At 68.8% G+C, this 4,900-nt stretch carries 5 protein-coding genes; 3 read left to right on the top strand and 2 right to left on the bottom strand.

Going from position 1 to position 4,900, the window contains the following annotated elements; genetic code table 11:
• On the bottom strand, positions 1–882 hold an 882-nt coding region (locus VFW69_RS06100), incomplete at its 3' end, for a BamB-related PQQ repeat family beta-propellar protein (RefSeq protein WP_526499192.1).
• Between the two features lie 132 nt (positions 883–1,014).
• Between VFW69_RS06100 and VFW69_RS06095 the strand changes: the two genes are divergently transcribed.
• The 3 genes from VFW69_RS06095 (at position 1,015) to VFW69_RS06085 (ending at position 3,089) form a co-directional block, all read left to right on the top strand.
• Positions 1,015–1,308, top strand: a complete 294-nt coding sequence (locus VFW69_RS06095; protein ID WP_526499190.1) for a hypothetical protein — start codon at positions 1,015–1,017, stop codon at positions 1,306–1,308.
• Between the two features lie 257 nt (positions 1,309–1,565).
• The gene (locus VFW69_RS06090; protein WP_526499188.1) at positions 1,566–2,339 is read left to right on the top strand and encodes a VOC family protein; all 774 of its coding nucleotides are present in this window, start codon (positions 1,566–1,568) and stop codon (positions 2,337–2,339) included.
• 123 nt (positions 2,340–2,462) lie between these two features.
• Complete coding sequence (locus VFW69_RS06085) at positions 2,463–3,089, top strand: hypothetical protein (RefSeq protein WP_526499186.1); 627 nt, start codon at positions 2,463–2,465, stop codon at positions 3,087–3,089.
• Between the two features lie 52 nt (positions 3,090–3,141).
• On the opposite strand, the gene VFW69_RS06080 is transcribed toward VFW69_RS06085, so the two are convergent.
• Positions 3,142–4,900, bottom strand: a 1,759-nt coding sequence (locus VFW69_RS06080; protein ID WP_526499184.1) for a helix-hairpin-helix domain-containing protein, incomplete at its 5' end; no start/stop codon positions are given.

The raw sequence follows: 4,900 nt of genomic DNA, 5'->3' as shown, positions 1-4,900 counted from the left end.
CATCCACTGCGCGGGGCTGAAGCTGTCCGCCAGGGTCAGTTGCGGGGTCAGCGCGAGTACCGAGTCGCTGTGGTCGTAGTCCTGGGTGGACTCGCCGTTGCCGACCGCGTAGTACAACCGTCCGTTGCCGACGGCGGCGCCCCCAGGTGCCCAGATCCCGCCTTCTCGAGTGGTCGGAACGGCATAGCTGCGCAGCGGGCCGGTGCCGGTGGTCGGCGCGGCGACCACCGAGCCGATGTAGTTGCCGCAGTCACCGAACAACCCGCCGTAGGCGACGTACACCCAGCCGTCAAGCACCGTCAGCGCGGAACGTTGCTGGTGGGCGATCTCGTCGCCGTACGGCGGCGGGAGCGCCCGGCGCAGCATGACCGCGCCGCTGGCCAGGTCCACGCCAGCCAGGGTGTGCCGGCCGCCTGGGGTCTCGGCGACGGCGAACACCAGCCCGCTGGTCTGGTCGTAGGCCGGTGTGCCGGTGATCCCGAGCGGGTCGATGTTGCCGCAGGGCAGGTCCGATCCTGGTACCGGCTGACCCAGCGACGCCGACCACTGGATGTGTCCATCAGCGACGTTGAGCTCGTAGACCGTGTTGTGCTCGGTCGCCGCGATCACCCGGTCGCCGATCACCAGTGGTTGGCCGTACACCGCGCCGTCGAGCTTCGTTTGCCATGCTGTGCGAAGCGTCCCGAGCGGGGCGAGCTGATCGGCGACGCCAGTGCGGGCGTTGTCGTGGTGGTAGGTCGGCCAGTCGGCGGCCCCGATCGCGGCCGGCGGGGGCGCCCCCGGGGGACGAGCACTGCTCATCGGCGGTGGTGCCGGTGCCACGCCGGGGGCCGCGCAACCCGCGACGGTGGCGAGCACAACCGCTGTGATGACGGCTCTCATGACTGCCAGTGTGGAGGACCTCTACCGGGTGCGCTCCCCCGGTTTGGCTGCTTGTGCGGTGCTGGCGGCGGGGCGACTCTTCTGTGGGCTTCCCGACAGTGGGAAGCCCACAGCGACAGTCAGGAGACCGCAATGGCCGGGTTCGTTCAGATCGTCGAGTACCAGACATCGCGCATCGAGGAGGTCCAGGCCCTCATCGATGAGCGGCGTCCCCAGTTGGAGGCAGGCAACACAGTGCGACGGGTGACCGCCACCGCCGACCGGGACCGCCCTGGCTACTACCTCACCATTGTCGAGTTCGACTCCTACGAAGCCGCGATGGAAAACTCCCAGCGCCCGGAGACCAGCGAGTTCTCCGCTGCGATGGCCAAGCTGTGCGACGGCCCAGCGAAGTTCTACAACCTCGACGTCTGGCAGACGTGGTAACGGTCTGGGTCTATTGCCGGCGAATCGCCAAGTGGAACCTAATGCAGGTTCCTGGGCGTCTCGAAGCGCCTAGTGGAACCTAATGTTTGGAACTCCAGAGCACCGCGCGCCCGCTATTGCAGGTAGCGGGCAAGCCGGGATCAGGGGGTGAACCGAACCAGCACCCGCGCAGCGGGCCTCCGACGGCCGGTCGTTGTCAGTGTGGGGATGTAGACATGCAGTCATCCGATTGAACCGCCTCACGAAAGGACCCGACGATGCCCACACGCTCACAGCCTTGGCCCGCCGGCACGCCGTGCTGGGTCGATCTTTCCGCTCCCGACCTCGACGCCGCGAAGGAGTTCTATGGCGCCGTGTTCGGCTGGTCGTTCCTCGATCTCGGACCGGACTTCGGCCATTACCAGATCTGCCAGGTCGACGGCCACGCGGCCGCAGCCATCGCCCCGTTCATGGCCGAGGGTCAGACGTCCGCGTGGACAACGTACCTGGCCAGCGACGACGTGGACGGCACCGCGAAGTCGATCGTGGCCGATGGCGGCACACTGCTCGCCGAGCCGATGGACGTACCGGGCGCCGGCCGGATGTGCGTGGCGCTCGACGCCGCGGGTGCGGCATTCGGCGTGTGGCAGGCCGCCGCCACAATCGGCATCGAGATCTACAACGAGCCCGGCGGTCTGGTATGGAGCGACTCCCGCCAGCCGGATCCGGACGCCGCCCGACAGTTCTACGCGAACGTCTTCGGCTACCGCTACCAACCGGTGGACGGCGCTCCGGCGGACTACACCACAATCCATCTCGACGGTGACCCGATCGGCGGCATGGGCGGGATGATGGGCGCCCCGGACGGCACGCCGGCGCACTGGGTCGCGTACTTCTCGGTCGCCGACGCCGATGCCGCGGTCGCGGCGGCAACCGCCGGGGGCGGCTCCGCTCTCGCCGGCCCGCACGACACGCCGTACGGCCGGATAGCCTTCCTGACGGACCTCAATGGTGCCGTGTTCGCCGTGATGGGACCGGTGGCAACAGGCTGAACGACGGTTCGGACCGGTCCGACGGGTTCGGCCAGCACCCGCCGAACCGGTCCGATCGGCGTTCGCGGCACTGCCGACATGCCACTCGGCGTCGAGCAAATCATCGCGTTCTAGATGCGATGCGTGAACTACCGGTTCACCGCCCAGGGCCATGACCTGCTCGCCACCGTGGTCACTGTCCCGGAGTTGGCCCGGCGGACGTTCATCGAACTGGAGACCGTCGCCGATCCAGGCGACGTGGACGCCGCTCTGGACGTCGTGCGCTCACACGATCCTGACCGGGAGATTCCGCCGTACGACCGGGTGCTGTCCACCGTCGCTGCATCCCGGTTGCCTTGGGCGTGGGTCGCGCAGACCCGGCCTGGCGGGCTGGTGGTCACCCCGTGGAGCACCGCCTACAAGCCCGCCGGGTTGCTGTCGCTGACCGTCAGTGCAGACGGCACCGCTTCCGGTGGCTTGATCAACACCACCATCTCGTTCATGCCTCTGCGCGACCAGCGGGCACCCCGGGCCACCATTGCCGGCATTGTGTGCGATACCGACACACGCATTTCGAGTGTTTCTGGATTCCGTTGGAGGCCGCGCACATCCTTCAGTCCGGGCAGGGAGCCCTGCTCGGGCGTCTCTTCGATTAGTCAACGCCCCGCTTCGGCGCGCACGGAGGCACCACGATGGACTGCAACGCCACGAACGCCCGCAACGACAAAATCCAACGCACCGTGCGCGCGTTCTGGATGCAGAACGCGGTAAAACGGCCTCGAATTGCAACGTTCTGCATCCAGAACGCGGACGGGATCATCGCTCAGCGTTGCTCGTCGTAGCCGGCGCGGCGTAGCGCGTCGGCGAGCGCGCCGCCGGCGGCGGGTTTGCTCGGCGCCGGCGGGCGTTTCGCGGCGGCTTTGCGGGGGGCGGCGGTGGGCGGCTTGCTGGCAGCTTTGCGAGACGTGCCGGCGGGCGGCTTGGGCTCGGCGGGGTCGTCGAGGCGCAGCGTGAGGGCGATGCGGTTGCGTGGCACGTCCACGTCGAGCACCTTCACCCGCACCACGTCGCCCGGCTTCACCACGTCGCGGGGGTCCTTGACGAAGGTCTTGGACATCGCCGAGACGTGCACCAGGCCGTCTTGATGCACGCCTACATCAACAAAAGCCCCGAACGCCGCGACGTTCGTCACCATGCCTTCGAGCACCATGCCCGGCTTCAGATCCGCGATCTTGTCGACGCCTTCGGCGAAGGTTGCGGTGGCGAAGGCCGGACGCGGGTCCCGGCCCGGTTTCTCCAGCTCGGCGAGGATGTCGGTGACGGTCGGCAGGCCGATGGTCATCCCGGAAATGACACCGACGAAGTCGGCGGGCCGCAGCGACCGCAGCACCGTGGTGTTGCCGATCAATGTGGTGATGTCGGTACCGGCGGCGGTGAGGATGCGGCGCACCACAGGGTACGACTCAGGGTGCACGGCCGAGCGGTCCAGCGGATCGTCCCCGCCCGGGATGCGCAAAAAGCCGGCGCACTGCTCGAACGCCTTGGGGCCCAGCCGCGGGACGCCGGCCAGGGCCCGGCGGGTGCGAAACGGGCCGTGCGCGTCGCGGTGCGTCACGATGTTCTCGGCGAGCCCGACGGTGATGCCCGACACCCGCCGCAGCAGCGGCGCGGACGCCGTGTTGACATCGACGCCGACGGCGTTGACGCAGTCCTCCACCACCGCGTCCAGCGAGCGGGACAGCGCGCCTTCGGGCAGATCGTGCTGGTACTGACCGACGCCGATCGACTTGGGGTCGATCTTGACGAGTTCGGCCAGCGGATCCTGCAGCCGGCGGGCGATCGACACCGCGCCGCGCAGCGACACGTCGAGCTCGGGCAGCTCCTGGGAGGCGTAGGCCGAGGCGGAGTACACCGACGCGCCCGCCTCCGACACCACGGCCTTGGTGACACCGAGTTGACTGACCAGTTCGGCGGCGAGCTTGTCGGTCTCCCTCGACGCGGTGCCATTGCCGATCGCGATCAGCTCGACCCGATGCTTCGTGGCGAGGCGCGCCAGCAGGGCCAGCGCCGCATCCCAGCGGCGTTGCGGAACGTGCGGGTAAATGGTCTCGGTGGCCACCACCTTGCCGGTGGCGTCAATGACGGCAACCTTCACGCCAGTGCGGTAGCCAGGGTCCAGTCCCATAGTCGGACGGGCACCTGCGGGCGCAGCGAGCAGCAGGTCGCGCAGGTTGGTGGCGAACACCCGGACCGCTTCCTGCTCAGCCGCCTGGCGCAGCCGCATCCGCAGGTCGATGCCGAGGTGCAGCAGGATCCGGGTGCGCCAGGCCCAGCGCACTGTGTCCGCCAACCAACGGTCGGCCGGGCGACCCCGGTCGTCGACACCGAAGGCCGCCGCGATGGCCTGCTCGTAGCGGCTGGGCCCCGGCGTCTCGGACGCGTCAGGCGTCGACTCGGGCTCCGGGGAGATATCCAGCACGCCCTCCTTCTCGCCCCGGAACAACGCCAGGATGCGATGCGAGGGCAGCTTCGTGAAGGGCTCGGAGAACTCGAAGTAGTCCGCGAACTTCGCCCCGGCCTCC

It is taken from the genome of Mycobacterium sp., from assembly GCF_036273375.1.
Lineage (GTDB): Bacteria > Actinomycetota > Actinomycetes > Mycobacteriales > Mycobacteriaceae > Mycobacterium.
Note: the sequence above shows the minus strand (reverse complement) of the source record. Positions and strands in the feature narration are given on the sequence as shown.